The 21988-nt window shown below is 64.1% G+C and carries 33 protein-coding genes and 1 pseudogene; 12 read left to right on the top strand and 22 right to left on the bottom strand.

Annotated features, from left to right (window positions below; translation table 11 throughout):
* Positions 1-4 precede the first annotated feature (4 nt).
* Positions 5-721, top strand: a pseudogene (locus VAPA_RS09895) (TSUP family transporter); the annotation flags it as partial.
* Positions 722-807: 86 nt separating this feature from the next.
* Here the strand turns inward: VAPA_RS09895 and VAPA_RS09890 are convergent.
* From VAPA_RS09890 to VAPA_RS33550, 7 genes are all read right to left on the bottom strand, one after another.
* Entirely contained in the window at positions 808-2112 is a 1305-nt protein-coding gene (locus tag VAPA_RS09890; RefSeq protein WP_021006621.1) for a hypothetical protein, read from the bottom strand.
* Positions 2109-2837 carry an outer membrane lipoprotein-sorting protein gene (locus VAPA_RS09885; RefSeq protein ID WP_021006620.1) on the bottom strand — a complete coding sequence of 243 codons (729 nt, stop codon included), beginning with the start codon at positions 2835-2837 and terminating at the stop codon, positions 2109-2111. The genes VAPA_RS09890 and VAPA_RS09885 overlap by 4 nt, the downstream gene beginning before the upstream one ends.
* 15 nt (positions 2838-2852) lie before the next feature.
* Positions 2853-4139, bottom strand: a complete 1287-nt coding sequence (locus VAPA_RS09880) for an ABC transporter permease (RefSeq protein ID WP_021006619.1) — start codon at positions 4137-4139, stop codon at positions 2853-2855.
* Positions 4132-4881, bottom strand: coding sequence for an ABC transporter ATP-binding protein (locus tag VAPA_RS09875; protein ID WP_021006618.1), 750 nt, complete (start codon positions 4879-4881; stop codon positions 4132-4134). The genes VAPA_RS09880 and VAPA_RS09875 overlap by 8 nt, the downstream gene beginning before the upstream one ends.
* Positions 4878-5048 (bottom strand): hypothetical protein, encoded by a 171-nt coding sequence (locus tag VAPA_RS34410; protein ID WP_155248059.1) that lies wholly within the window; start codon positions 5046-5048, stop codon positions 4878-4880. The genes VAPA_RS09875 and VAPA_RS34410 overlap by 4 nt, the downstream gene beginning before the upstream one ends.
* A 105-nt stretch (positions 5049-5153) precedes the next feature.
* Complete coding sequence (locus tag VAPA_RS09870) at positions 5154-5645, bottom strand: hypothetical protein (protein ID WP_021006617.1); 492 nt, start codon at positions 5643-5645, stop codon at positions 5154-5156.
* A 324-nt stretch (positions 5646-5969) separates the two neighbouring features.
* A complete protein-coding gene (locus tag VAPA_RS33550) occupies positions 5970-6635 on the bottom strand; it encodes a hypothetical protein (RefSeq protein ID WP_051255316.1) in 666 nt (221 codons plus the stop codon).
* Between the two features lie 231 nt (positions 6636-6866).
* Between VAPA_RS33550 and VAPA_RS09860 the strand changes: the two genes are divergently transcribed.
* Together VAPA_RS09860 and VAPA_RS09855 are read left to right on the top strand one after the other, a co-directional pair.
* On the top strand, positions 6867-7598 hold the full coding sequence (locus VAPA_RS09860) for a response regulator (RefSeq protein WP_021006615.1): 732 nt from the start codon (positions 6867-6869) through the stop codon (positions 7596-7598).
* Positions 7589-8647 (top strand): ATP-binding protein, encoded by a 1059-nt coding sequence (locus VAPA_RS09855; protein ID WP_021006614.1) that lies wholly within the window; start codon positions 7589-7591, stop codon positions 8645-8647. Before VAPA_RS09860 ends, VAPA_RS09855 begins: the two co-directional genes overlap by 10 nt.
* Positions 8648-8759: 112 nt before the next feature.
* Here the strand turns inward: VAPA_RS09855 and VAPA_RS09850 are convergent, their stop codons facing one another.
* From VAPA_RS09850 to VAPA_RS09805, 10 genes are all read right to left on the bottom strand, one after another.
* Positions 8760-9809, bottom strand: coding sequence for an ArsO family NAD(P)H-dependent flavin-containing monooxygenase (locus tag VAPA_RS09850; RefSeq protein ID WP_021006613.1), 1050 nt, complete (start codon positions 9807-9809; stop codon positions 8760-8762).
* Between the two features lie 21 nt (positions 9810-9830).
* Positions 9831-11030 carry an MFS transporter gene (locus VAPA_RS09845; protein WP_021006612.1) on the bottom strand — a complete coding sequence of 400 codons (1200 nt, stop codon included), beginning with the start codon at positions 11028-11030 and terminating at the stop codon, positions 9831-9833.
* 14 nt (positions 11031-11044) lie between these two features.
* On the bottom strand, positions 11045-11779 hold the full coding sequence (gene arsH, locus VAPA_RS09840) for an arsenical resistance protein ArsH (RefSeq protein WP_041946065.1): 735 nt from the start codon (positions 11777-11779) through the stop codon (positions 11045-11047).
* Positions 11748-12179: an arsenate reductase (glutaredoxin) gene (arsC, locus tag VAPA_RS09835; RefSeq protein WP_021006610.1), complete on the bottom strand. Its 432-nt coding sequence runs from the start codon at positions 12177-12179 to the stop codon at positions 11748-11750. Before arsC ends, arsH begins: the two co-directional genes overlap by 32 nt.
* Before the next feature lie 35 nt (positions 12180-12214).
* Positions 12215-13501, bottom strand: coding sequence for an arsenic transporter (locus tag VAPA_RS09830; RefSeq protein WP_021006609.1), 1287 nt, complete (start codon positions 13499-13501; stop codon positions 12215-12217).
* A gap of 87 nt (positions 13502-13588) precedes the next feature.
* The gene (locus VAPA_RS09825; protein WP_021006608.1) at positions 13589-14074 is read right to left on the bottom strand and encodes an arsenate reductase ArsC; all 486 of its coding nucleotides are present in this window, start codon (positions 14072-14074) and stop codon (positions 13589-13591) included.
* Position 14075: 1 nt separating this feature from the next.
* The gene (locus VAPA_RS09820; RefSeq protein WP_041946391.1) at positions 14076-14573 is read right to left on the bottom strand and encodes an arsenate reductase ArsC; all 498 of its coding nucleotides are present in this window, start codon (positions 14571-14573) and stop codon (positions 14076-14078) included.
* Between the two features lie 43 nt (positions 14574-14616).
* On the bottom strand, positions 14617-15084 hold the full coding sequence (locus tag VAPA_RS09815) for an ArsI/CadI family heavy metal resistance metalloenzyme (RefSeq protein WP_021006606.1): 468 nt from the start codon (positions 15082-15084) through the stop codon (positions 14617-14619).
* A 10-nt stretch (positions 15085-15094) separates the two neighbouring features.
* Complete coding sequence (gene arsN2, locus VAPA_RS33835) at positions 15095-15589, bottom strand: arsenic resistance N-acetyltransferase ArsN2 (RefSeq protein WP_021006605.1); 495 nt, start codon at positions 15587-15589, stop codon at positions 15095-15097.
* A 21-nt stretch (positions 15590-15610) separates the two neighbouring features.
* Positions 15611-15937, bottom strand: coding sequence for an ArsR/SmtB family transcription factor (locus tag VAPA_RS09805; RefSeq protein ID WP_041946389.1), 327 nt, complete (start codon positions 15935-15937; stop codon positions 15611-15613).
* A 131-nt stretch (positions 15938-16068) separates the two neighbouring features.
* Between VAPA_RS09805 and VAPA_RS33545 the strand changes: the two genes are divergently transcribed.
* Positions 16069-16527, top strand: a complete 459-nt coding sequence (locus tag VAPA_RS33545) for an EamA family transporter (RefSeq protein ID WP_080666799.1) — start codon at positions 16069-16071, stop codon at positions 16525-16527.
* Positions 16528-16611: 84 nt separating this feature from the next.
* Here VAPA_RS33545 and VAPA_RS34840 read toward each other — a convergent pair whose 3' ends face one another.
* A complete protein-coding gene (locus VAPA_RS34840; protein WP_196232552.1) occupies positions 16612-16830 on the bottom strand; it encodes a hypothetical protein in 219 nt (72 codons plus the stop codon).
* Positions 16831-17028: 198 nt separating this feature from the next.
* Between VAPA_RS34840 and VAPA_RS34835 the strand changes: the two genes are divergently transcribed.
* From VAPA_RS34835 to VAPA_RS09775, 6 genes are all read left to right on the top strand, one after another.
* Positions 17029-17229, top strand: coding sequence for a hypothetical protein (locus tag VAPA_RS34835; protein ID WP_196232588.1), 201 nt, complete (start codon positions 17029-17031; stop codon positions 17227-17229).
* Between the two features lie 99 nt (positions 17230-17328).
* Positions 17329-17538, top strand: coding sequence for a hypothetical protein (locus VAPA_RS09790; RefSeq protein ID WP_329604098.1), 210 nt, complete (start codon positions 17329-17331; stop codon positions 17536-17538).
* A complete protein-coding gene (locus tag VAPA_RS35525) occupies positions 17519-17641 on the top strand; it encodes a hypothetical protein (RefSeq protein ID WP_329604097.1) in 123 nt (40 codons plus the stop codon). Before VAPA_RS09790 ends, VAPA_RS35525 begins: the two co-directional genes overlap by 20 nt.
* Complete coding sequence (locus VAPA_RS35520) at positions 17634-18107, top strand: BrnA antitoxin family protein (protein WP_080666798.1); 474 nt, start codon at positions 17634-17636, stop codon at positions 18105-18107. The genes VAPA_RS35525 and VAPA_RS35520 overlap by 8 nt, the downstream gene beginning before the upstream one ends.
* Positions 18108-18124: 17 nt before the next feature.
* The gene (locus VAPA_RS09780) at positions 18125-18649 is read left to right on the top strand and encodes a thermonuclease family protein (RefSeq protein ID WP_230558987.1); all 525 of its coding nucleotides are present in this window, start codon (positions 18125-18127) and stop codon (positions 18647-18649) included.
* A 182-nt stretch (positions 18650-18831) separates the two neighbouring features.
* Positions 18832-19845: a phage Gp37/Gp68 family protein gene (locus tag VAPA_RS09775; RefSeq protein WP_080666796.1), complete on the top strand. Its 1014-nt coding sequence runs from the start codon at positions 18832-18834 to the stop codon at positions 19843-19845.
* A 2-nt stretch (positions 19846-19847) separates the two neighbouring features.
* Here the strand turns inward: VAPA_RS09775 and VAPA_RS09770 are convergent, their stop codons facing one another.
* On the bottom strand, positions 19848-20027 hold the full coding sequence (locus VAPA_RS09770; RefSeq protein ID WP_021006597.1) for a DUF3606 domain-containing protein: 180 nt from the start codon (positions 20025-20027) through the stop codon (positions 19848-19850).
* 88 nt (positions 20028-20115) lie between these two features.
* Here VAPA_RS09770 and VAPA_RS09765 point away from each other — a divergent pair, with 88 nt between their 5' ends.
* Entirely contained in the window at positions 20116-20859 is a 744-nt protein-coding gene (locus VAPA_RS09765) for a hypothetical protein (protein ID WP_021006596.1), read from the top strand.
* 3 nt (positions 20860-20862) lie between these two features.
* Here VAPA_RS09765 and VAPA_RS09760 read toward each other — a convergent pair whose 3' ends face one another.
* Together VAPA_RS09760 and VAPA_RS09755 are read right to left on the bottom strand one after the other, a co-directional pair.
* Positions 20863-21090, bottom strand: a complete 228-nt coding sequence (locus VAPA_RS09760; protein WP_021006595.1) for a hypothetical protein — start codon at positions 21088-21090, stop codon at positions 20863-20865.
* Positions 21091-21102: 12 nt separating this feature from the next.
* A complete protein-coding gene (locus VAPA_RS09755) occupies positions 21103-21369 on the bottom strand; it encodes a hypothetical protein (protein ID WP_021006594.1) in 267 nt (88 codons plus the stop codon).
* A gap of 106 nt (positions 21370-21475) precedes the next feature.
* Here VAPA_RS09755 and VAPA_RS34400 point away from each other — a divergent pair, with 106 nt between their 5' ends.
* Positions 21476-21700, top strand: coding sequence for a hypothetical protein (locus VAPA_RS34400; RefSeq protein WP_155248058.1), 225 nt, complete (start codon positions 21476-21478; stop codon positions 21698-21700).
* A gap of 8 nt (positions 21701-21708) precedes the next feature.
* Here VAPA_RS34400 and VAPA_RS34395 read toward each other — a convergent pair whose 3' ends face one another.
* Entirely contained in the window at positions 21709-21978 is a 270-nt protein-coding gene (locus VAPA_RS34395) for a hypothetical protein (RefSeq protein ID WP_155248057.1), read from the bottom strand.
* Positions 21979-21988: the final 10 nt, after the last annotated feature.

Below are 21988 nucleotides of genomic sequence, written 5' to 3'. Positions count from 1 at the left end.
CTTCGGTCTTGGCACAGTTCTGATGCCGGTTTTCGCGTTGTTCTTCCCGTTGCCGCTGGCGATCGCAGCCACCGCTGTTGTGCATTTCGCCAACAACATTTTCAAGTTCGGCTTGATGGCCAAGCAGGCTGACTGGCGGGTCGTGGCACGCTTCAGTGTGCCTGCCGCTATCGCCGCCTTGGCGGGGGCAAGTCTCATCCATCTGTTCGACAAGATGCCGGTCATTGCGAGTTACGCCGTTGGCGAATCGACATTCGAGATCACCATGATCAAGGCCGTCATAGGCTCCCTGATCGTGGCATTCGCCCTCTTGGAGTTGTCACCCCGCTTTCAAGCGCTGGCGTTCCCGCCGAGTTGGCTGCCACTGGGAGGCGCGCTGTCCGGTTTCTTCGGTGGCCTGTCAGGGAACCAAGGCGCACTGCGCTCGGCCTTCCTGTTGAAAAGTGGCCTATCGAAAGAGGCGTTCGTCGCTACAGGCGTCGTTTCAGCCGTCATCGTCGACGCTGCGCGACTGGTGGTTTATGGCGCCAGCTTCATGGCGAGCAACCTTGCTCAGTCGCAGGAACTGCTCGCGCCTGTTGCGGTGGGCACGATCTGCGCTTTTGTCGGTTCATTCATGGGCAAGCGCATGCTTCAAAAAGTGACGCTGCGCGCTGTGCAGATCGCGGTGACTGGGGCGATGCTGCTGATCGGCGTTGGACTGGCGACCGGTCTGGTATAGCCCAAATACTGAATGGCGGCAGGAATGGGCAATCGTGATGTCTGATATCCCGCGGCGCGCGCTTTCCCCCGTCCGGCATCAAAGCATCAAAAGTAATACCGCGCATGGAACTCAAGCTTGCGCGATACCTGCTTCTCGCCGAAATCGGTGCCACTGCGGCCGTGCAAAAACAACAGCCGCAGACGCAACTCGAGGTTCTTGATGCCGGTGTACTGCAGCTCCGGCGCGATCTGGAAGCTGCGGTCCTGCCGGTTCACGATGGCGGTGAGGGAAGGCGTGAAGTAGACGATGCCCAGCGCGTCTTTCACCTGCGCGCGGAAGTAAACATAGTCTCGTCCGGCATTCGGCCGACCGTAGCTGCCCTGGGCCAGCGACAGCGCCTTCTGGAACAGGGGACTGCTGCCCGTGCGCTGCAGTTGCCCGTACCCCGTGTCCACCAGCTCGTAGAACTGGCGCGCTTCGGGCTCGGCGTATCCGGCGCCGTTGCGGTAGTACTCGACGATATACGTGGTGTCGTTCGCAGTGAGATAGCGCAGCCCGATCAGGTAGCTGGTGGCGTTTCCGACCTCGTTCGTCACGGTGCCGGCGGCGGTGGTGACAGGCCGGGTGAACTTCCGGATGCGTGCCCATTCGCCGTGGATCTCGATGTTCGACGCAAGGTTGCGCGAGAAATCCATGCCGAAACGGGCCGGTCGGCTGCCCTTGCCCTGCCATACAAAATCAATGTCGGTATCGCGGTAGAGCAAGTAGAGCTTGGCGGCGGGATTCAAGTGGCCTGGGGCCCCGAAGTCTTGGTTGACACCGCCGCTCACAGGCAGCAGGACCGGCGTGAAGGCAATCGTCTGGAGGTCGCCGCCCGGGCTCGCGATCCAGTCGGCGTTCGCCATCACGAAGCCCTCGCGCGCGAGCTGGGGGTCGTTCGGGTCCTTGGGCCGCTCGACAAAGCCGACCGGATTCCATGCGTAGCCCTTGCCCCACTTGAGCGAACGCTTGCCGACTTCCAGCGTCAAGCCCGGGGTGGGACGAATCGAGTAGGCGGCCTCGTAAACGCTGTTGTTGTGACCGTGCGCAAGCTGGTCGCGTTGCACATCTGCGTTGAGCCGGAAGTCGAAGGTACCCATACCCTTGCGCAGCTTGCCGGCCAACTGCAGCGTTGCGGAACTGCGGTCCAGGCTTTCTCGCTGAGCCTGGTTGTAGAAGCCGAGCTTGTAGAAGGCCGTGTCGCGGCTGAACGAGAAGCTCTCCTGCTTGAACTGCACATAGCCGCCCAGTTCGAACGGTTTCTTCTCGAACTCGGAAGCATCGAAGCTGTACTCTTGCGCGTGCCCGAGTGCCGTCCATGCCAGCAGCGGAACGACGGCTCCGACGCGCAGCTTCCTTGCGACGGTCATTTCCTCAACTCTTGGACCCGCGGCAGATAGTTGAGCGTGAATATCTCGTCAGGGAATTCACGCTTTTTGAGGCCCGACCACAACATCACCGACTTGTAGCCCTTCTGCAGCGGGCTGTCCGTCTCCAGCGTCGCCGGGCGCTTGATGCCGCCGCCGAAATCCTTGACGTCCTTGAAGCGCAGAGTCTTGATCAGCAGACCGCTGGCCGCGTAGCATTCGATGGTCACCGGCAGCAGGAGCTGCCTGTCCACCCACATCTTCAGCCGATCGTAGGCGATCTCGCCGGTCTTCGCCTTCAGCGACAGCACCAGCGCGTCCTTCTGCTCGTCGAGCGATTCCACGTTGTACTCGGCTCCGTAATCGATGCGCATGATGTCGGCATTGTTGAAGACGCTGCCCGTGACCGACTGCAGGCTCGTGATGCGGATCGCGCGGCCCACGTCGGGCATGTACAGCCACATGTTCTCTTCCAACCGCAGGGTGACTCGCCCCTTGTCGCTGGGCGGCAGGAGAAACAGTGCCACGACCTTGTCCCGGCCCTTCTTCATGGTGTAGAGCACTGATTCCTTCTGGCTGCCGTCGGGCTGGATGTCGATCAGCTTGCGATAGGACTCGTAGGACTCGGGCTCGAGGTTGCGATCGACCTGCTGGAGAATCTGCGTCCCATCGAGCGCCATCGCCGGCAGTGCAAGCAGACACAGAGCAAGGTACAGCAGTTTCTTCATGATGGTCCTGTCGATTCACACGTGGCCCAGCGCCGTCACCGGGTCCATGCGCGAGGCCTTCCAGGCCGGCTGCAGGCTGGCGAGCGCCGACATGACAATCACCAATGCGGCGATGATCCCCACGTCACCGACGGTCACGGAGGGAGACAACGTCACGGGCGCCGACTGCATACCGAAACGGAAGGCCGGCTTCCAGATGTTCAGCGCGTAGATGGCCACGAGGCTGATCGCCGTGCCGATCGCCGTCCCGCCCAGCCCGAGCAGCAGTCCTTCGGTCAGAAACAGCGAGAGGATTCTCCGCGGCGGCGTGCCGATGGCGGAGAGGGTCCCGATCTCGCGGATCCGTTCGTAGACCGCCATCATCATCACGTTCATCACGCTGATCAGAACGATCGAGACCAGCATGACCTTGATGAAGATCGCCAGCAGATCGATCATGCGCACGATGCTCGAAAACGGCGACAGATCCGCCCAGGTGTGCACTTCCAGGCCCGGACCGCTCCCCGACCCACCACCAACCCCATCATTCGGCTCGGTGGGCTTGCCGACTGACGCGCCCAGCGCGCGACTCAGGTCCGCGTAAACCTTGTCGAGTTGTGCCGGCTCCTTGAGCCGGATCGCGAATTCGCTGACCTCGGCCTCCTTCATGCGAAGCAGGGCACGCGCGTCTTCAATGGAGATGTAGCCGTCCTTGCCGCCCGGGCCGGTCGCGCTCTGCACCACGCCACCGACTGTGAAGGTCTTGCCGTTGACCGAGCCATCGCCGTTGGTGGCAACCAGGACCACCGTGTCGCCGACCTTCACCTTCAGCCCTCGTGCGATCAGCTCGGGGATGAGGATCTCGCCCGGCGTCAGCAGGACACCCTCCCGCTTCGCACCGATCAACCGCCCGGGAAGCAAGGGCGTGGTGGCGGCTTCCTTGGCCGGGTCCACGCCGTTGATGCGCACGCTCGTGGTTTCGGTGAAGTTGCTGAACATGGCGCCCAGCTTGACGCGCGGCGCGTAGGCCTCCACAGCATCCATGCCCTTCAGGGTCTGCTCCACCCTGTTGACTGTCTGGGGCCGCATGTTCAGGTTCAGCGGCAGGCTGTCGATCGACGCGACGTAGCCTTTGCGGTGCACCTCCAGATGGCCCAGCATCGAATCGGTGAACTGGCCGATCATGATGCTCTTGAACGAGCCGGTGGTGGCGACGAACAGCAGCACCGCCACGATCCCAAGCGTGATCAAGGCCGAGGTGAGAAAGGTGCGCCGGCCAAACCGCATGAGGCTGCGAGCCGCGATCTTCAAGACCTTAAACATGGAGGGACGCCTTTCTTTCCGGCTGCGATTGACGGCGGATCCGGCCGTCCTCGAGCTCGAAGATGACTTCCGCCTCGTCCATGATCTTCGGGTCGTGGGTCGAGAAGACGAAGGTGGTGCCCAGCTCGTCGCGCATCTTCTTCATCAGCTCGATGACGCGCAGTGCCGTGTCGTGGTCCAAGTTGGCCGTAGGCTCGTCGGCCAGCACAAGTTGCGCGTTGGTCGCCAGCGCCCGTGCAACCGCCACCCGCTGCTTCTGCCCCCCCGAGATCTGGTCCGGGCGCTGCCCTGCCTGTTCGCGCATACCCACGGCGTCGAGCAGTCGTTCGACCTGCTGGCGCCGTTTCGCCTCGGGCCAGTCCTGCACCATGATGAGCGGGTACTCGACGTTCTCGTAGACGGTGAGCACCGGAATCAGGTTGAAATTCTGAAAGACGAAGCCGATGTGTTGCCCGCGGAATTCGGCGGCCGCACGGCGATCCATCTTGCCAATGTCCTTGCCAAGCACCGTGAGCGTTCCGCTCGTCGCGTGGTCGAGGCAGCCGATCATGTTCAGCAGCGTGCTCTTGCCGCTGCCCGAAGGGCCGACGAACGCGACGAAGGATCGCGCCTCGATCGTGAAGTCGACGCCCTTGATCGCCTGCACCTCGACCTCGCCAGCGCGGTAGGTCTTGACCAGGTGCTCGGCGCGGATCAACGGCGCGGGCGATGCGAACTGAACGCGCGTGACGGGCGCGTTCATTTGCGCCCCAGCGCTGCGCCGTTGGCGCCCTCGCCAAGCTCGATCCGCCGCCCGCCTTTGCTCTTCGTGCCCGCGGCGGTCGCGTCCGACCTGATGGCCAGGATGACCATCCTGATCGACGCCAGCGATTTCGGCAGCGCGAAAGCCGGACTGGGAACGTATCTCATCGAAACATCTCCGTGGCGAAGCCGAACAGGTCGCTCGAGTATCCGGGCGCGTCAGCGGTAGACATTGACGTGGATCAAGCAAGGCCGATCCTGCGAGGCTGCGCGCTATTTGTGGTGAAGATGCATATGTGCGCCGTGGTCGGAACGCTGGGCGGCGAACCAGGTGTGGATGGCTGTCACCACGGCAGGGTCATCGCTCGCAAATGTGAGGCGTGCGCCGGCCGGAACATTCGCATACGACACCCGCAACCTGTCGCCAGCGTGCGCCAGATCCGTGAGTCCAGCCATGTCCTGCCCATGAATCCGCGCCGGGTCAGAAAAGTCGCCGCGGGCGAAGCGCCTTGCCTCGATCGCCAGATGCGAGCGAATGAGGGCGGTCTGGCGCACGTCCTTCGGGTCGTTGGCCGTGATGGTTTCGACGCCACCGTCCGGGGTGTCGTCGAAGAAGTGGGTCGTGCGCGCCAGATCGAAGGGCATCACCGAGGCCCCCTTGTGGGCCACGTCCTCCTGCCGGGATGTCGTGACCGCAGGCTCGGCCGCTGAAGTAACCGATACCCCTATCAAGGCAGCTGCAGCGGCTGCGACGAGTTGATGCATTGCGTTTCTCCGATTCAATGAGGCCCGAGGTGCTACCGGCGGACGCGTTCGGTGCCAATGCCCATCCGATCAGCGAAGGCCAGGGACGAGATTGCGTGAGCATCCGTCTTGTATCGCCTTTTGGCGGCGGGGCGATGGCTACGCTGGCCGACAAAACAACGATGGCGATATGCGTCTGTCGCAAGACCTGCGCGTCGCCGGTCCAGGGAAGCAATGGCCTTCCGGTCGCTCGCCGAAGAGAAGTGAGCGAGCATTCTGGATGGGCAAGATTGCGCAGCGCCGAGGCTCCGCCCTGCTCGGCGACAGGCGCCTTTCGCGGTCGGATCAGTGCGTGTGATCGGGCGTCGCGCCGCGCCGGTCAGAACCGGGGCCCATGCTCGAACCCATCCCGCCCGGGCCCATCGCGATGCGGCTCATCATGCCTCGGCGCATGGCCGCCATGCCATCGCGGACCAGTTCGGTCACCTCGCCGGCGTGTCCCTGCAGGGCGGCCACCACTTTGGCGTCCGTGGAGGTGCGAGTGACGACTGCGCCTTTCTCGGTCGTTTCGACTTTTGCGGCGATCTTTTCCCGGTTCTCGAACAGCACCGGCAGGGTGCCGCTGAAAATGTTGAACTCGCGCCCATCCTGCAGTCGCTGCGACATGCTGGCCACATGAGCCTTGATGGCCTGTGCAACCTGCGGATCATCGGATTCGGTGACCGTGCGTATGCCGTCGGGCAGCATCGTCACAGTGCGCTTGATCTTGGTGTTATTGGCCAGCAGGTCGTGCACGAGGTTCATGTCTTCGGCCGATCCGGCATCCTGCTTCGTCAGCATCGCGGTCGGCCCGGCCATCCGGCCGTGACTGGCCGCCCCGACGCCTTGGCCCATGCCACGCATCGGGCCGTGACCCGCGCCAAAAGGTTGACCGAGCGCCGTGGCCGCGGTCAGACCCAGCGCCAGCGCGGCGGCGATGCTGCCGACTGAGAGTTTGAGAGCACGCTTCATCTTGAGTCTCCATGCTGAACCGAGTGGGCACCTTCCAGCGTTGAAAGGCGTTGACATGACCTCTTGCGCGATGTCGTGCATGTGGCCACGACCCGTATTGGAAGCGCGAGGCCCTTCCGGTAGATTGCTGCCAAGCATGGAATTGCATCGCCAACCGCCGGATTGGGGTCATGCAACACTACGATACAAAACTCGCCGCGTCCGAGTCCGGTACGGGACGACGCTCATGCCATGGACCACAAAGACCGCATCCTGATCGTCGACGATGACCCAGATATCCGGCAGTTGCTGGTGGATTACCTGGCCCGCAATGGTTTCGACGCCGTGCCGGCCGCCAGCGGCCGGGAACTGTGGCAAGTGCTGAACAAGCACGCTGTCGATTTGGTCGTGCTGGACCTGATGCTCCCCGACGCGGATGGGCTGACGCTGTGCCGCGACCTGCGCGCGAAGTCGAACCTGCCCGTCTTGATGCTCACCGCGCGCGGCGAGGAGACGGATCGCATCCTCGGCATCGAGATGGGCGCTGACGACTACCTGGTCAAGCCGTTCAGCCCGCGCGAGTTGCTGGCACGCATCAAAGGCATCCTGCGTCGCACGCGTGCGTTGCCGCCCAACCTCAAGCCCGATACCCAGCGCTGCCTGGTCTTCGCCGGCTGGAAGCTCGACACCGCCACCCGGGCGCTCACGGGGCCCGATGGCGTGGTGACGCCGTTGTCGGGTGCCGAGTACCGCCTGCTGCGCATCCTGCTCGATCACCCCAACCGGGTGCTCAATCGCGATCAACTGGTGGAACTGATCCATGGCCGCGAAGCCGAGCCTTACGACCGCGCCATCGATGTCCAGGTGAGCCGCCTGCGCCAGCGACTGCAGGACGACGGACGCGAAGCCCGGCTGATCAAGACCGTGCGCGGCGAAGGCTACGTGTTGGCTGCTGCGGTGGAGGGCTTGCCGTCATGCACCTGAAACTCATCAAGTTAGTGCCGCGTTCGCTGTCTGGGCGAATGACGCTGATCCTCGTGCTCGGCCTGTTCGTCGCGCAGGTGGTCAGCCTGGTGCTGCATCTGCAGGACCGTTCGGCCATGATGGCGGCCGGGCGCGTCCATCCTGGGATGCCAGCCTTCGACGCGTTGCCGTTGCGCTTTCTCTGGCACGTGTCGCTGACCCTCGGCGCGGTCGTCGTGGTGTCGCTGGTGGCCGTGCGCTGGGCGACGCGGCCGCTGGAGCAGATGGCCGCGGCGGCGACCGCCTTCGCGCACGACCTCAACGCCGCGCCGCTGGAGGAAGTCGGGCCGACCGAGGTACGCCGGGCCGCAGAAGCCTTCAACTTCATGCAGCGGCGTCTGCGCCAACTGGTGGTCGAGCGCGGCAGAGCGCTCGCAGCCGTCTCCCACGACCTGCGCACGCCGCTCACCCGTATGCGGTTGCGCACTGAACTGGTGGAGGACCCAGGCTTGCAGAACAAGCTCAATGCCGACATCGACGCGATGCGGAGCATGGTCAACAGCGTGTTGTCCTATCTGGGTGGGCTTGAGGATGCCGAACCCCTCCAGCCAATCAACATGGAGGCGCTGTTGTCCAGCATTGTCGAGGATGAGCAGGCTCTGGGACGAAAGGTCCGTCTCGTGCCATCGTCGGGGTTGAGGCGCGTCCCATCGGCTCCCTACGTCGGAAAGCTGTCGATACTGAAGCGTGCGGTGGTCAATCTGATCGACAACGCCGCAGTCCACGGTGATACGGTGGAAGTCCGAATCGACGACTCTCCAAGTACGGTCCGCGTGGTGATTGAAGACAACGGGCCCGGCATACCCGGCGCAGACTTGACGCGCGTTGTCGAACCCTTTGTTCGATTGGACTCGTCGCGTAGCCTCGAGAGCGGAGGAGTAGGACTAGGCCTTGCCATCGCGCGTGACGCAGCGGCCTATCACGGTGGGCGGTTGATTCTCGAAAATCGCCCGGGCGCAGGGTTGAGAGCGAGCATCGAGCTACCGCGGGGTCAGTCCGTCGAGAGGTGAAGTGCTGTGCGTTGTCGTCGTAGGCATTCGCTGCCGGCCTCGCACGAGTTGGACGATCAATGTTCTCTACCGACCCACTCTGGTTCCGCGCACGCGACAGACGCGCATCCGTTCAGCTTCTTAGGGACTCGTCGACCTCGGCCGCTGTGCTTCTTGCGGTGCGCATCACCCCGATGAGCGTTGCCGACGCCGGCCCGGTCCATTCTCCATAGCCCACCAGCCAGAGTCCGGGTACATCTCGCGAGCAAGTCCCGGTGACAGGGACCCTTCCGTCTTCGACAGCGTCGAGCGGTATGAGATGGTCCAACGCCGCGCGAAAGCCTGTGCACCAGATCACCGCATCGAATTCGCGAACGGTGCCGTCGTCCCAGAGTGCGCCTTCGGACGTCATCCGACGGAAAGGTCTGACGGACGACAGCACCCCGCGTGCACGGGCGTCCATCACCGGCGGCACCATGACGATGTCGCCGAATCCGCCAGGAAGCGCATCGATGCTTCGCCCTTCCTGCAGCGCACGCCATCGCGCCGTCGCACGCTCGAACAGCACACGGCCGTCCACGTCATCTGGCAGAAAGGTGGGCTCGTCTTCCGTGACCCACACGGTCTCGTCTGCCGAGAGCGACACTTCGGCCAGGATCTGCGCACCGGAGTTTCCACCGCCCACGATCATGATCCGCTGGCCCCTGAATTCGTCCGGACTCCGGTAGTGCGCCGAGTGGAGCTGGCGGCCGGCGAAATCCTGCATGCCCGGATAGACGGGCATGAAAGGTTTGCGCCAAGTGCCCGTTGCGCTGACGACCGTTCGCGCCGTCCAGGTCCTGCCGGCGGCCTGCACGCTGAAGCCCCGCGCATCGCGCGTGATCGAGGATACGAATACCGGCCGCTCGATCGGGAGTGCGTAGCGCTTTTCGTAGTCCCGCAGGTAATTCACCACATGGTCGCGACCGGGATAGGTTGTACCTGCGCTCGGCATTGGCCACCCCGCGATCGAACTCCAAGCCGCCGGTGAAAACAGACGCAATGAATCCCATCCGTGCTGCCAGGCGCCGCCGCCGCGTTCTTCGGCGTCCAGAATCAGGAACGAGCGTTGCGTACGTCGCAGGAAGTACGCCACCGAGAGCGCCGCCTGGCCACCGCCGATGATGATCACGTCGTAGGTCATTCGACTGTCAGGCCACCGGTTTCAATGCGCCTCCGCGGCATGCGGAGCCGTCCTGATGCTGGTGGTCATGATCACCAGCGCAAGGCAGGCGGACAGGCCGAGTCCGGCGGAAAACCACAGCGCACCGTCGCCCCACCGCTCCACGGCCATGCCGAACAGGAATGGCGCGGCCGCCTGCACGAGGCGTGCCGGCACCATCAGAAACCCCTGTCGCTGGCCGTAGCCCTTGGCGCCGAAGATCAGGAGCGGAAGCGTCCCGATGGCGATGGTCAGAATGCCGTTGCCCAAGCCGTGGAGCACAGCGAAGGCAGCGGCGGCCGAGGTGCCGAACAGGCCAAGACAAAGTGCGCCCAGCGGATGCGCCAGCGTGGCCAGCCTGGCCGACAGCAAGGGGTGCGCGCGCTTCAGAAATGTGAACTCGATCAGCCGTCCCGCCACCTGCGCCGGCCCGACCAGCGCGGCAATTCCCACTGCCGCGGCGAGCGTGGCGCCGCTGGCCAGCAGCAGCTCGGGCAGGTGCGCGGCCATGGCCGTGCTGATGAACCAGGTCACTGCAAACACATAGGCCATCAGGACTGCGGCACGGCGCTGTTGCGCGGGCGCGAGACCGGGGCCGGCGTCCTTCTCGGAGGTCGCGGTCTCCTTCGATGCCGAATCGGCGCGGGAAGCGCGAGGCAACAGCGCATTGAGCGGCAGGCCGACCACCAGATGCAACGCGGCCCACGCAAGACAGGCGCCGCGCCATCCCACCGTGCTTTCCAGGTAGGCCGACAGCGGCCACCCCACGGTGCTCGCAAAGCCTGCGAACAGCGTGATGCCGGTGATGGCTCTGCGCGCGTTCTGGCCGTGCAGGCGCACCACGGTGGCGAAGGCGGCTTCGTAGAGGCCGCTGCCCATTGCCAGGCCCATCAAGGCCCAGGCTGCAAAGACGTGGCCAGGGTGGACGGCTTGGCTCAGAAGTGCCAGGCCGGCGGCGAACACCAGATTGCTGGCCATGAGAATCGGTCGCCCACCCAGGCGATCGATGAGCCGGCCCGAGTAAGGCCCGATCGCGGCCGCGACAAGCAGCGCCACCGAGAATGCACCGAAGACCGTGGAGGTCGAAGTGCCGATGTCCCTGCTGATGGCGCCGGCCAGGACCGCAGGAAGGTAGTACGACGATGCCCATGCCAGGGTCTGCGCCACCCCCAGCATCACCGTCGTCGTGGTCCTGCTCTGCACCTTGGCTTGCTCCCTCAGATGCTTCGCAGGTTGACGCGTTTCGAAAGGGCCTCCGCGCTCTCGCGCCGTTCGCTGTAACGGTCGACCAGGTAGTCCGCGCAGTCACGCGTGAGCAGCGTGAACTTCACGAGTTCTTCCATGACGTCGACCACGCGCTCGTAGTACGGCGAGGGCTTCATGCGCCCGTTTTCCTCGAACTCGAGAAAAGCCTTGGCCACCGACGACTGGTTGGGGATGGTGATCATCCGCATCCAGCGGCCGAGCACGCGCAGCTGGTTCACGGCATTGAAGGACTGCGAGCCGCCCGACACCTCCATGACCGCCAGCGTCTTGCCCTGGGTGGGACGCACCGAGCCGACCGACAGCGGGATCCAATCGATCTGTGCCTTCATGATCCCGGTCATGGCGCCGTGGCGTTCGGGCGAGCACCAGACCATGCCCTCGGACCACTGCGCCAGATCGCGCAGTTCCCGGACCTTCGGATGATCCTCGGGCGCGCCGTCCGGCAGGGGCAGTCCACGCGGGTCGAAGATGCGTGTTTCAGCGCCCATCCTCCGCAGCAGCCGAGCCGCTTCTTCTGTCAGGAGCCGGCTGTAGGAGCGTTCACGCACGGAGCCGTAAAGCAGCAGAATGCGCGGCGCGTGTGTCGCCCGCACGGTTGGAAGCAGGCGCTGCAGATCCGGCCCGTGAAAGGCTTCGGGATCGAGGTTGGGGAGTTCAGGACTGAGCGACACGTTGGCCTTTCGCATCGATCACGGCTTCGCCGTCTTCCTTGGAAAACGCGCCCTGTTGGGGACGCGGCAGGATGTCGAGCACCGCTTCGGAGGGGCGGCACAGACGCGTGCCGATTGGCGTCACCACGATCGGCCGGTTGATGAGGATCGGATGCTGCAGCATGAAGTCGATCAGCTGGTCGTCGGTCCACTTCGGATCGTCGAGGCCCAGCTCGTCGTACGGCGTTCCCTTCTGACGCAGGACGTCGCGCACCGGCGTGCCCATCGCCGCGATCAACTGCTTCAGCGTGGCCCGATCGGGCGGCGTCTTCAGGTACTCGATGACCGTGGGCTCCTCGCCCGTGTTGCGGATCAGCGCGAGCACGTTCCGGGACGTGCCGCAGGCGGGATTGTGATAGATGGTGACGTCGCTCATGAGATCTCAAGCGTGTGGAGGGTGGATGGTTCGCTTCAGCCGACGCTGAGGCGCAGCGCCAGAGCGGCCAGCGTGACGGCGAGCACGGGGATGGTCATCACGATGCCGATCTTGAAATAGTAGCCCCAGCCGATCACCGTGCCCTTCTTCTCGAGCACATGCAGCCAGAGCAGCGTGGCCAGGCTGCCGATCGGCGTGATCTTCGGACCCAGGTCGCAGCCGATCACGTTCGCATAGATCATCGCTTCCTTCACGATGCCGCTCGCGTTCGAGGCATCGATGGACAGTGCGCCGATCAGCACCGTCGGCATGTTGTTCATGACCGATGACAGCGCCGCCGTGAGGAAACCGGTACCCATCGCCGCACCCCAGACGCCGCTTTGCGCGAAGACGTTCAGCAGCGAGGCGATCTGGCCAGTCAGCCCCGCGTTGCGCAGCCCGTAGACCACCAGGTACATGCCCAGCGAGAAGATCACGATCTGCCAGGGCGCGCCATGCAGCACCTTGCGCGTGCTGATGACGTGCCCGCGCGCCGCCACGGCAAGCAGGATGGCTGCGCCCACGGCCGCCACCGCGCTGACCGGCACCCCCAACGGCTCCAGGCCGAAGAAGCCGATGAGCAGGAGCACCAGCACGATCCAGCCCGCGCGGAAGGTCGCCGGATCCCGAATGGCTTCCACGGGGTTCTTGAGTTGCGCCACGTCGTAGCTGGCTGGTATGTCCCGGCGAAAGTAGAGCATCAGCACCAGCAGGCTGGCCGCCACGGCCGCGAGGTTCACCGGGATCATCACGGCGGCGTAGTCGTTGAAGCCGATCTTGAAGAAGTCGGCCGAGACGATGTTCACCAGGTTCGAGACGATGAGCGGCAGGCTGGCCGTGTCGGCGATGAAGCCGGCTGCCATCACGAAGGCCAGCGTGGCGGCAGGCGTGAACCCAAGTGCGACGAGCATCGCCATCACGATCGGCGTGAGGATCAGCGCCGCGCCGTCGTTGGCGAACAGCGCCGAAACCGCGGCGCCCAGCAGCACGATGAAGGCGAACAGCAGCCGGCCGCGCCCGTTGCCCCAGCGCGCCACGTGCAGCGCAGCCCATTCGAAGAAGCCGGCCTCGTCGAGCAGCAGGCTGATGATGATGACGGCCACGAAGGTCGCCGTCGCGTTCCACACGATGCCCCAGACAACCGGGATGTCGGCGAGGTGCACCACGCCGAAGAGCAGCGCGATCACCGCGCCGAGCGAAGCGCTCCAGCCGATGCCCAGGCCGCGTGGCTGCCAGATGACCAGCACGAGGGTGAAGATGAAGATCAGGATGGCCGCGAGCATTGGAGAGTTTTTCTTGGTTTGAATTGGCGATGCACAGGCGGGCACTGCCGGCCCGCTGCATGAGGTCGGAAATCGAGCCGTTGTGGATCAGATGGCTTCGAGGGTTGCGCGCAGCTGCGTGTCATCCAGCGTGTCGAAGGGCACTTGCGCCAGCTTGCGCATCCGTTCGCCGATGGCCTGGCGGGTGGATTCGAAGGCCTCCCGCTTCTCGTCCGCGTTCGTCCCGACATTGGACGGATCCGGGTACCCCCAATGAATCTTCACAGGTGAGCCGGGCCAATAGGGGCAGGTTTCCTGCGCGGCGCTGTCGCAGACGGTGATGACCACCCGCATGGTGGGCGCACCGGCCTGCGTGAATTCGTCCCAACTCTTGCTGCGGTAGCTCGACGTGTCGATGCCCGCGTTCTGGAGCACTTCGATCGCCATCGGATTGATGCGGCCGCTGGGCGCGCTGCCGGCACTGTAGGCCCGCGCGTCGACACCCAGTTCTTGCGCCCAGTGATTGAACATGCCCTCCGCCAGCACGCTGCGTGCCGAGTTGTGAGTGCAGAGGATCAGGATATTCGTCGTCATGTCAGCGGGTTCCGATGTCGCGCACTTCGCGCTGGATGGCCAGGGTCTCGAGCTTGGCCAGGGGTAGCGAGAGAAGGAACTCGATCCGGCGCTTGAGCGTGACGGCGGCGTCCATGAAGGCGCGGTGCTTGATCTCATCCGAGCCTTCGACGGCAGCTGGGTCGGGCAGTCCCCAATGGGCGGTGATGGGTTGGCCTGGCCAGATGGGACAGACCTCGCCGGCGGCCTGGTCGCAGACGGTGATCACAAAATCCATCTGAGCCGCGTCGTCCTTGGCGTATTCGCCCCAGCTCTTGCTCCGGTAGCCGGTGTCCCGGTAGCGCAGCTGGCGCAACGTGGCCAGCGCCAACGGATGCACGGCGCCCTTGGGGTGGCTGCCGGCCGAGTAGGCGGCAAAGCGATTTGAGCCCAACTGCTCGAGGATGCCCTCGGCCAGGATCGAGCGGGCGGAGTTGCCAGTGCAGATGAACAGGACGTTGTGTTTTCGGTCGGTCATGATGTTGAGATTGCAGGTTGATGGATGCGCGGGCGACGGCTGAGCGTCACCGGGCGCAGCAAGCGCCTTTCGAGAGTCCCAGCTGTTCGGCGGCCTTCGAGGCCAGACCTTGAACCTGCTGGCTGACCTGGTCGCGGCCCTGGCCGAAGATCCTGGAGGCATCCATCGTTCGGTAATGCTCCCATGCCACGCCTTGAGGGTCGGTGACCCAGTGCTTCTCGCTCTTGGCATAGCAGCAGACCGTGGCCCCCTCATCGAACAGGGCCCGGTCGGCCGCCTGGGCGCGGACCTTGAGTTCGGCGAGTTCGTCCTCGTCCTCGGCCTGAATGCCGAGATGGTCGATCCCCGTCCCGTGACCCCTCGTGGAAATCGCGAAGTTGACCCTGGGATCTTCCAACATCCACTTGGCGTAGTCCTGCTCGACGCGGGCCGGCTCCGCAGCGAAAAGGTGGGAGTAGAACGCGATGCTCTTGCTCAGGTCATCGACATGCAGGTGAACGTGGAAACGCTTCATGATGGCTCTCCTAGGTGGACGTTGATGGGAGTTGAGACTGCGCTTGCTGTGGCGCTTGACCTGAAGTCGATGGGTCAAGATGCCTGTACATGCACGCAGCCGACGCGGGACAGATGCTGGCGAATTCGGTGAGCGCCCGGATCGCACCGGGCGCATCAGCCCTGGGACAACGAACGTAGCTCCGGGCGGCAAAGAAGTCGTGTGCGGTCGTCGTGAGCAGGAAAAGCCGGCGGACGCCCGCCGCAACGGCACGAGCTTCCATCGCATGCAGGAGCAGATCGCCAAGGCCCGTGCCACGGCGCTCATGCGCCACTGCGAGGGAGCGCAGCAAGCCCGCATCACCTGCGCGCTCGAACCCGACGCAGCCCCAAAGGGCGTCGCCGGCGCGCAGCACCAGGAAATCATTCATGTGCGGCGGGTTCAGATCGCTCTCGGGCAACTCGCAAGTGCGCAGCAGCGCGCGAACCTTCGCCAAGTCGGCCGCGCTCGCCAGTTCCGGTTTCATGATGGATGAAGTGCACGGGCGTCAGCAGGCACACGAAGCATCGACCTGTTCCGTGGCGCATGCCTGCCCTTGGCAGCAGTTCTCGGTGAGGTACGCCAGCAGCGCGTTCATCTGGTCGAACGACGCCCGATAGATGAGATGCCGCCCCTGCCGCTCCTGCGAAACGAGGCCGGCATTCGTGAGCTCCTTGAGGTGAAAGGACAGGCTCGTGGCCGGAACATCCAGGGCTTCAGTGAGCGTGCCTGGGGTCATGCCGTCGGGGCCGGCGACTACCAAGGCGCGAAACACGCGAAGGCGCACCGGTTGCGCAAGTGCGGCCAAGGAACGGACGACTGTATTTTCTTCCATCATTCAAGTATCTTAGAAATGTTGAACCCATGCAAGTAACCGTTCCGTTGCTACGCCAATCCCAGGAGATTCTCGAATGCGGCCATTCCACATGCTTCTCGCCGTTCCGGTCGCCCTGATCCGGGGGGTGGCTGTTCGTCGTCAGCAAGATCGGCTTGGAGAGCTTCACGCCACCTCCATTGACCGCGCTCCGGTTCATGGTGACGGCCGCGGGCGCGCTATGGCTGCCCCGGCCGGCGGTCTCATGGAAAGCGGTGGTGTTCATGAGCCTCACCGTCTTCACCGAACAGTTCCTGCTGCAGTTCTTCGGCATCGCGTTTGGAAGGCCCGGCGGACTCACGGCCTTTATCGTCCAGACTCAAGCGCTCTTCACGGTGGCATTTGCGGCGCTGATGTTCGGCGACAGGCCCAGCACCCAACAGATGTTCGGCGTGAGCGGCGCCCTCACCGGACTGTTCGTGATCGGCCTGACACTGAACGGCAGCGTGCCGGCACTGGCCTTCGCGTTGACGCTCGCGTCGGCGCTGAGTTGGGCCGCCGGCAACTTGGTGATCAAACAGTTGTCCCAGGTCAACGCCCGGAAGCCATGAACCGTCTGCACGGTCGGGCCGTACCCCAGGGTCGGAAGCGCTGCACGCAGCGTGTTGTCCGAGATCGGCCGCTCATGACTGCGCTCACCCGGGAAGACCAGCGCACTGCGGCCCGTTATAGGGATGCAGCTTGCGCAGCAGCTCCACAGCCTGCCTGGGCAGAGGCACCAAGTGCGGATCACCATGTTGCTTGCCATCGATGCGCCGCTTCATCCGCGCAGCGGGCACGGTCCAGAGCGCCCCGTCGAGATCGATCTCGGCCCAGGCCGCCGCTCGCAATTCGTTCGGGCGTTGAAAGAGCATGGGCGCCAGCTGAAGCGCCGTACGCACGATGGCTCCGCCTTGATAGCCCCGGATGACCCGCATCAACGTACCCAGTTGGGCCGGATCCGTGATGGCCGCGAAGTGCCGCTTCTTGTGGGGCGTGAGTGCCCCCCTTGAGATCCGCCGTGATATCGCGCGGCGCCCGTGCAGTCGCCACGGCGTAGCGCCACACCGCGCGTGTCCACCTCACCGGAGAACGCACATGGCCAAACAATTCGCTCAGCTCTTGGTGTCTTGGTATTTGCTCGTGTTCCTCGCTTTGTGGTTCATCATCTGAACACCGCATGTCGCGTCCACATGGGCGTGCCAGTCGATATCTCCGAAGGCACGCCCGGCGTGATGGTGGCCGCCGACGGCACCGAGGTCTCGCTGCAGTAAGGCGCCAGCCGCATGAGGGCCACTTCAGTGGCCGAAGATTAATTTAACGTAAATACATAAAATCCTTGCGCGCGGATTTATTGTCACTACAATAAACCCATGTTCACAGTGATCGAAACCCCGACCTTCCAGCGCCTTGCCGCTGACGTTTGGTCCGACGACGAACGCCTGGAATTCGTTTCCTTTATCGCTGCGAACATCGAAGCGGGAGATGTGATCCCCGGTGCTGGCGGCCTGCGCAAGGTGCGATGGACGCGGGCCGGTATGGGCCAAACGTGGCGGCGCCCGCGTGATCTATTTCAACCGTAACGAGCGCGGCGATCTGGTGCTTCTGATGGTCTACGTGAAGGCCAAGTTCGACAACATCCCCGCTGCCACGCTGCTGAAACTGAAGGAGGCTCTTGATGCCTAAGACCAAAGACTCGGAAATGGAGCAATTTGAGAAGGACCTGCTCCAGTCCATCGGAGAAATGAAGCGAGGCGAGCACGCTGTCGTGCACACGCCTGCGCAGATGGAAGCGCGAAAGCGCGGTCGACCGGCCGGCAGCGTGAAGGAATCCCCAAAGGTCGCAACCACCATTCGCATTGATGCAGATGTGCTGGTGGCGCTAAAGGAGTCCGGCCCAGGCTGGCAAACACGCGTGAATGATGCACTGCGTAAATTCATTGCCGCAGGGCATTCGACTGCAATTCCTGATACCAAGAAGTCGCAATTGGCAGCCGCCTACCAAGCCATCACTGTTGAAATTGACCACGCGCTGGAACGACAAGCCGAGACACTGGAGACGCTTCGAAAGCAACTTACCGAGACAAACGAAGCTGTGAAGGCTATGGAAAGCCTAGCCATCAAGCAGCGGAAAAGCACATCGACTACCTGAAGGCACGCGTGCGCTGTTTGCTGCTTGCAACTCTTCTCATTCCGGCCTGCGTTGTCGCGGCTGAGCCCCGCACGTGCCTGGTGGTGGGCGTCAGCGATGGCGACACCATCACCGCGCGATGCGGCGCCGCGGGCAACTACGAGCAGATCAAGGTGCGCTTCAACGGCATCGATGCGCCCGAGAAACGCCAGCCCCTCGGCCAGCGATCGAAAGAGGCACTGTCCGATTTGGTCTACATGAAAGACGCCGCGCTCGACTGCCCGAAGACCGACCGCTACGGACGCAGCGTTTGCAAGGTGATGGTGGCGCCTGCCTCCGCGCCGCGCGGGCCCAAGACGCTCGATGCGGGCCTGGCCATGGTCACGGTCGGCATGGCCTGGTGGTATCGCGCCTATGCGCGCGAGCAGACGCCGCAGGAGCGCGGGCAATACGAGTTCGCGGAGGTCGAGGCCCGGGCCAAGCACGTCGGCCTGTGGCGCGATGCTGAGCCCGTGGCGCCGTGGGACTGGCGCAAGGCGCAACGGGAAGCCGCGGCACACTGAACTGCCCCGCCGCCGCACGTCCTACACTCCGATCAGGAGGTGGGTATGACCGAAGACGACGAAAAGCAGGTTCGGGAAGAACTGTGGACTCTCGGCATCGAGAACCAGGTGCTGCATTCCATGATCGGTGCACCGGCTACCGCTGACGCGCGCTCTTCGGGCGTCATTGCGGCGAGGTCTCCATCGCAGCAACTGGCGGCGGCGGTTGCGACCACTGCTATGCCGAGGCGAGCACGCCGGCGCGCGTGCTGCGCGCCAAGGGCGCCGAGACCTGGGGCACGGGCTCATCGCGCGTTCGCACCAGTGAGGCAAATTGGAAGATGCCGCTTCTGGCCGGCGTCAACTATCTTGTCCGGCCAAGGCAATTGTCGCCAACCACGCTTCGGTGGAATGCGCAACACGATGCCTTCTTCGCACAGCACGGCCGCCGCCAGCGCGTGTTCTGCGCGAGCCTGGCCGACGTGTTCGACAACGCGGTCGATCCGCATTGGCGCGCCGACCTGTTCAAGCTGATCCTCCAGTGCGATAACCTCGACTGGCTCCTTCTCACGAAGCGCATCGGCCACGCGGTTGGGATGCTGCCGTGGCGGGGCGAGGCTGAGCAGTGGCCGCACGTTTGGCTCGGCGCCACAGTCGTGAATCAAGCCGAGGCCGACCGCGACATCCCGAAGCTGCAGGACGCCCCACCTGCGGTGCGCTTCCTCAGCATGGAACCGCTGCTGGGCCCCGTATGGCTCGGTGCGGACGGGCATGGCCGGTTCGGCGGCATCTCGCGCGCCAGCGGCGACGGCGAGTGGACTTACAGCGATCACCCTCTGGAAGGCAAGCGGTCGACGAAGTGCGGCGAATATTCGGTGCCGCGCATCGACTGGGTGATCGTTGGCGGCGAAAGCGGTCCAAACGCGCGCCCAGCGCATCCTGATTGGCTGCGCAGCCTGCGCGACCAGTGCCAGCACGCCGGCGTGCCGTTCTTGTTCAAGCAGCACGGCGAATGGCGCGAACCCGCAGCCGGCGAGGAATTCGACACGTCGATGGGGAGGGCTCAGCGCCGGCCGGTTTTCATCATGTCGGAGACCGGCACCGTGCACTGCTTCGAGAGCGGCAGCATCGTGAACGGCAAGGCCGTCATCCGCGTGGGCAAGAAAGCCGCAGGGCGCCTGCTCGACGGCCGCGAATGGAACGAGGTGCCGGCGTGAAGCTACTTTTTCTTGAGTTCTGCTTCGACCTTCGGCCGAGAATTTCCGACCTTCTTGATCGCAGCCTTCACATCCGCTGGCTTGACGCCTGCTTTCTTCGCTGCGTAGGCCACTTCGTACTTCTCGCCGCCGGCGACCTTGTTGCGGTCGGATTTTCCGGTCTTCGACTTGTTGTCTGCCATTGCTTGCTCCTTGGAAGGAACGCGCAGTATGGACCTCAACACTCGCAACTGACAATCGATGTTGCTCACCGCCACAAGGAGGCCTGCCATGGCGCCGCCTGAAGTGGTCAGCACGCATGCCTTCCCGCAGGTGCCCGACGTGGTCGAGCGTCCTCTGCTCTATCGCGGGCCGATGGTGGTGGCCGTGCTGCGCGACGTCGATCCGAAGACCCAGACGCGCCGCGGCGTCACGCGCTTGGCCGGCTTCGGCCAGATCACCGATCTCGGGCTCTCAGACACGCCAGGCTACGACTGGCATTTCCGCGACAGCGCCATGCGCTGGCACGACATCACGCATGCGCGCCTGCTGGAATGTTGCCCCTATGGCCAGTTCAAGGATTGGCTGTGGGTGCGCGAGACGCACTTCGCCTGGGGCCACTGGGAGACGCGCTACAGCGCCGCGAAGGGCCGCAACGAGTGGCACTTTGTAGACCTGACGCGGGGCTCCGGGCGCGACTACCTCTACGCCGCGGACGACAACATGGAGCTGGCGCTGCCGAGTCGCTCACGCGGAGTGGTGCAGTACTGGAAGCGCCCGGCCTTCTTCATGCCGCGCATCGCAAGCCGCATCCTGCTCGAAATCACTGGCGTCCGCGTCGAGCGCCTACAGGACATCAGCGTGAACGATTCGATTGCAGAAGGCGTGACATCGCAGGATGACCCCCAGCCTGGCGACGATACGTGGAGCCCGATCAACGCCTACCAGCACCTGTGGAAGTCGATCAATGGCGCCGGCAGCTGGGCCGTCAACCCGTGGGTATGGGCGGTGGAGTTCCGGAGGATCCGGCCATGACCGTCAGTCGCCACCCACGGGATCCGCGTCCTCATCTTCTCGATTCGTCGCTGCTCGCCAGCACACCGAGCCGGCTTCAAACGCGTCGTGCGCGGTCGGAAACGAGTGCTCGGAAGCGGAATGTTCCTCCACGCGATCTGCATCGCCCGTGGCCCGAAGGAGCAGCCAGTGGTAGGTGCCATCGTGGTCTGGATCCTCGATCACCGTCAAAGCAAGGTGCGACAAGTGCATGCCTGTTGCTCCTTAGAACTGCCCTTGCCCGTCGCCGGTGCGGTCATGAACCCAGCGCATCGCCTGCTGCTCCGCGTGCCGGGTTGCCTCCGCCTCGGTGCCATAGACGATCTCTTCCGTGTCGTTCGGCAGTTGGGTCTCCTGCTCATGCGCAGGTGTGCGGACAAGAACAACGACCGGCCGGTAGCCGGCGGGCGCGGCCTCCGCGTGAAGCTCAAAGCGAAATCCACGGTATTCAAGGGAGTGGCCGTCCGAAATGGGCGTGCTGTCGTCTGTCATGGCTGTGGCCCCAGGAAAGCCCTAGATCGTGCGCCTCCTTCAGAGTGACGGGGTGCAGGTGCGCGGAGGCCCTGCGTGAAGGACGGCACGCCGTGGGAGCACGCCTATGACCACGCCCGGATTCGGCGCCTTCTCCAGCGCAGTGGCGCGCGCAATGGCCGAGGTGCGCAAGCAGCACTGCCAGCCCCCTCACTACCGCCCTGCCGAGACGCAGCGCGGCTCTATCCGCTGTACGAAGTGCGGCGGACTTCTCACCTTCACGGCCTCGGCTGTCGATGGCCGGACCTCCGGCCGCTGCACGAGCGCCGGCTGCATTCGATGGCACGAATGACTGCGTGCTCAGCGCTCCCGCGCCGCCACATGCGCTCGAAGGCCCACTTCAATCTGCTGGCGAATCAGTTCCGGAGTGACTTCGTTCGATGTCGCGCGAAAGATCGTTGTCCGCGAGTCGGGTTGCTCATGGATGCCGTCCACCGTTGCAGACCAGCCCAGACGCACCAGATCGCCGTCGAAGACTGGCGTGCCATAGGAAGCTGTATAGCGCCAGCTGCGCCACACCCCAGCCTCGTTGGCTGTGACCTCACCCGCTATTTCCGTTCGATTTGTCACTTTCGACCCT

It is taken from the genome of Variovorax paradoxus B4, from assembly GCF_000463015.1.
Classification (GTDB): domain Bacteria; phylum Pseudomonadota; class Gammaproteobacteria; order Burkholderiales; family Burkholderiaceae_C; genus Variovorax; species Variovorax paradoxus_E.
This window is presented reverse-complemented; position numbering and strand designations above follow the sequence as displayed.

What these genes read in the sequence shown, in the direction of transcription:
- VAPA_RS09890 (WP_021006621.1), bottom strand. Translation starts at nt 2,112, where the DNA reads ATGACCGTCGCAAGGAAGCTGCGCGTCGGAGCCGTCGTTCCGCTGCTG.
- VAPA_RS09885 (WP_021006620.1), bottom strand. Translation starts at nt 2,837, where the DNA reads ATGAAGAAACTGCTGTACCTTGCTCTGTGTCTGCTTGCACTGCCGGCG.
- VAPA_RS09880 (WP_021006619.1), bottom strand. Translation starts at nt 4,139, where the DNA reads ATGTTTAAGGTCTTGAAGATCGCGGCTCGCAGCCTCATGCGGTTTGGC.
- VAPA_RS09875 (WP_021006618.1), bottom strand. Translation starts at nt 4,881, where the DNA reads ATGAACGCGCCCGTCACGCGCGTTCAGTTCGCATCGCCCGCGCCGTTG.
- VAPA_RS34410 (WP_155248059.1), bottom strand. Translation starts at nt 5,048, where the DNA reads ATGAGATACGTTCCCAGTCCGGCTTTCGCGCTGCCGAAATCGCTGGCG.
- VAPA_RS09870 (WP_021006617.1), bottom strand. Translation starts at nt 5,645, where the DNA reads ATGCATCAACTCGTCGCAGCCGCTGCAGCTGCCTTGATAGGGGTATCG.
- VAPA_RS33550 (WP_051255316.1), bottom strand. Translation starts at nt 6,635, where the DNA reads ATGAAGCGTGCTCTCAAACTCTCAGTCGGCAGCATCGCCGCCGCGCTG.
- VAPA_RS09860 (WP_021006615.1), top strand. Translation starts at nt 6,867, where the DNA reads ATGGACCACAAAGACCGCATCCTGATCGTCGACGATGACCCAGATATC.
- VAPA_RS09855 (WP_021006614.1), top strand. Translation starts at nt 7,589, where the DNA reads ATGCACCTGAAACTCATCAAGTTAGTGCCGCGTTCGCTGTCTGGGCGA.
- VAPA_RS09850 (WP_021006613.1), bottom strand. Translation starts at nt 9,809, where the DNA reads ATGACCTACGACGTGATCATCATCGGCGGTGGCCAGGCGGCGCTCTCG.
- arsH (WP_041946065.1), bottom strand. Translation starts at nt 11,779, where the DNA reads ATGCGAAAGGCCAACGTGTCGCTCAGTCCTGAACTCCCCAACCTCGAT.
- arsC (WP_021006610.1), bottom strand. Translation starts at nt 12,179, where the DNA reads ATGAGCGACGTCACCATCTATCACAATCCCGCCTGCGGCACGTCCCGG.
- VAPA_RS09830 (WP_021006609.1), bottom strand. Translation starts at nt 13,501, where the DNA reads ATGCTCGCGGCCATCCTGATCTTCATCTTCACCCTCGTGCTGGTCATC.
- VAPA_RS09825 (WP_021006608.1), bottom strand. Translation starts at nt 14,074, where the DNA reads ATGACGACGAATATCCTGATCCTCTGCACTCACAACTCGGCACGCAGC.
- VAPA_RS09815 (WP_021006606.1), bottom strand. Translation starts at nt 15,084, where the DNA reads ATGAAGCGTTTCCACGTTCACCTGCATGTCGATGACCTGAGCAAGAGC.
- arsN2 (WP_021006605.1), bottom strand. Translation starts at nt 15,589, where the DNA reads ATGAAACCGGAACTGGCGAGCGCGGCCGACTTGGCGAAGGTTCGCGCG.
- VAPA_RS09805 (WP_041946389.1), bottom strand. Translation starts at nt 15,937, where the DNA reads ATGGAAGAAAATACAGTCGTCCGTTCCTTGGCCGCACTTGCGCAACCG.
- VAPA_RS34840 (WP_196232552.1), bottom strand. Translation starts at nt 16,830, where the DNA reads ATGCTCTTTCAACGCCCGAACGAATTGCGAGCGGCGGCCTGGGCCGAG.
- VAPA_RS09790 (WP_329604098.1), top strand. Translation starts at nt 17,329, where the DNA reads ATGTTCACAGTGATCGAAACCCCGACCTTCCAGCGCCTTGCCGCTGAC.
- VAPA_RS35520 (WP_080666798.1), top strand. Translation starts at nt 17,634, where the DNA reads ATGCCTAAGACCAAAGACTCGGAAATGGAGCAATTTGAGAAGGACCTG.
- VAPA_RS09770 (WP_021006597.1), bottom strand. Translation starts at nt 20,027, where the DNA reads ATGGCAGACAACAAGTCGAAGACCGGAAAATCCGACCGCAACAAGGTC.
- VAPA_RS09765 (WP_021006596.1), top strand. Translation starts at nt 20,116, where the DNA reads ATGGCGCCGCCTGAAGTGGTCAGCACGCATGCCTTCCCGCAGGTGCCC.
- VAPA_RS09760 (WP_021006595.1), bottom strand. Translation starts at nt 21,090, where the DNA reads ATGCACTTGTCGCACCTTGCTTTGACGGTGATCGAGGATCCAGACCAC.
- VAPA_RS09755 (WP_021006594.1), bottom strand. Translation starts at nt 21,369, where the DNA reads ATGACAGACGACAGCACGCCCATTTCGGACGGCCACTCCCTTGAATAC.
- VAPA_RS34400 (WP_155248058.1), top strand. Translation starts at nt 21,476, where the DNA reads ATGACCACGCCCGGATTCGGCGCCTTCTCCAGCGCAGTGGCGCGCGCA.